The following is a 1,866-nucleotide window of genomic DNA, read 5'->3' on the forward strand; positions in this document are numbered from 1 at the left end:
AAGCCCGGAGACCCACCACCATGAGCGAACACCTCCCCGAATCCCTGCGCCAGGCCACCACCGACGCCCCCGCCACCACCGGCCCGCAGGCCATGACCCCCTCGGAAGCCTTTGTCGAAACCCTCGCCGCCAACGGCGTCACCGACATGTTCGGCATCATGGGCTCCGCCTTCATGGACGCCATGGACATCTTCGCCCCCGCCGGCATCCGCCTCATCCCCGTGGTGCACGAGCAGGGCGCCGGCCACATGGCCGACGGCTATTCCCGCGTCTCCGGCCGCCACGGCGTCGTCATCGGCCAGAACGGCCCCGGCATCAGCAACTGCGTCACCGCCATCGCCGCCGCCTACTGGGCCCACAGCCCCGTGGTCATCGTCACCCCCGAGGCCGGCACCATGGGCATCGGCCTCGGCGGCTTCCAGGAAGCCAAGCAGCTGCCGATGTTCCAGGAGTTCACCAAGTACCAGGGCCATGTCACCCACCCGGCACGCATGGCCGAGTTCACCGGCCGCTGCTTCGACCGCGCCATGGCCGAGATGGGACCCACCCAGCTCAATATCCCGCGCGACTACTTCTACGGCCAGATCCAGGCCGAGATCCCCCGCCCGCAGCGCCTGGACCGCGGCCCCGGCGGCGAACAACGCCTCAACGAAGCCGCCGAGCTGCTCGCCCAGGCCAGGTTCCCCGTCATCATCTCCGGCGGCGGCGTGGTCATGGCCGATGCCATCGCCGAATGCCAGGCACTCGCCGAGCGCCTCGGCGCGCCGGTGGTCAACAGCTACCTGCATAACGATTCCTTCCCCGCCAGCCATCCGCTGTGGTGCGGCCCGCTCGGCTACCAGGGCTCCAAGGCCGCCATGAAGCTGCTCGCCCGCGCCGACGTGGTGGTCGCCCTCGGCTCGCGCCTCGGACCCTTCGGCACCCTGCCCCAGCACGGCATGGACTACTGGCCCAAGCAGGCCAAGATCATCCAGATCGATGCCGACCACAAGATGCTCGGCCTGGTCAAGAAGATCTCCGTGGGCATCTGCGGCGACGCCAAGGCCGCCGCCGTGGCGCTGACCGGGCGCCTGGCCGGGCGCACCCTGGTGTGCGACGCCTCGCGCGAAGAGCGCGCCGGCCAGATCGCCGCCGAGAAGGCCGCCTGGGAGAAAGAGCTCGACGAATGGACCCACGAGCGCGACCCCTACAGCCTGGACATGATCGAGGAGCAGAAGCAGGAGCGCACGCCCAATGGCGGCCACTACCTGCATCCGCGCCAGGTGCTGCGCGAGCTGGAGAAAGCCATGCCCGAGGACGTGATGGTCTCCACCGACATCGGCAATATCAACTCGGTGGCCAACAGCTACCTGCGCTTCAACAAGCCGCGCAGCTTCTTCGCCGCCATGAGCTGGGGCAACTGCGGCTACGCCTTCCCCACCATCATCGGCGCCAAGGTGGCCGCGCCCCACCGCCCGGCCGTGTCCTATGCCGGCGACGGCGCCTGGGGCATGAGCCTGATGGAGACCATGACCTGCGTGCGCCACAATATCCCGGTCACCGCCGTGGTGTTCCACAACCGCCAGTGGGGCGCCGAGAAGAAGAACCAGGTCGACTTCTACAACCGCCGCTTCGTCGCGGGGGAGCTGGACAACCAAAGCTTCGCCGAGATCGCCCGCGCCATGGGCGCCGAGGGCATCGTGGTGGACAAGCTCGAAGACGTGGGCCCGGCGCTCAAGCGCGCCATCGATCTGCAGATGAATCACGGCAAGACCACCATCATCGAGATCATGTGCACCCGCGAGCTCGGCGACCCGTTCCGCCGCGATGCGCTCGCCAAGCCCGTGCGCACCCTCGACAAGTACAAGGACTTCGTCTGAGTCCCTG

At 68.3% G+C, this 1,866-nt stretch carries 1 protein-coding gene; it reads left to right on the forward strand.

What is annotated here, in order from left to right:
- Positions 1 to 20: 20 nt before the first annotated feature.
- Positions 21 to 1,859, forward strand: coding sequence for a sulfoacetaldehyde acetyltransferase (gene xsc, locus AC1DK4_RS40595; protein ID WP_441621193.1), 1,839 nt, complete (start codon positions 21 to 23; stop codon positions 1,857 to 1,859).
- Positions 1,860 to 1,866: the final 7 nt, after the last annotated feature.

The sequence above is a fragment of the Cupriavidus sp. 05N38 genome, assembly GCF_056397345.1.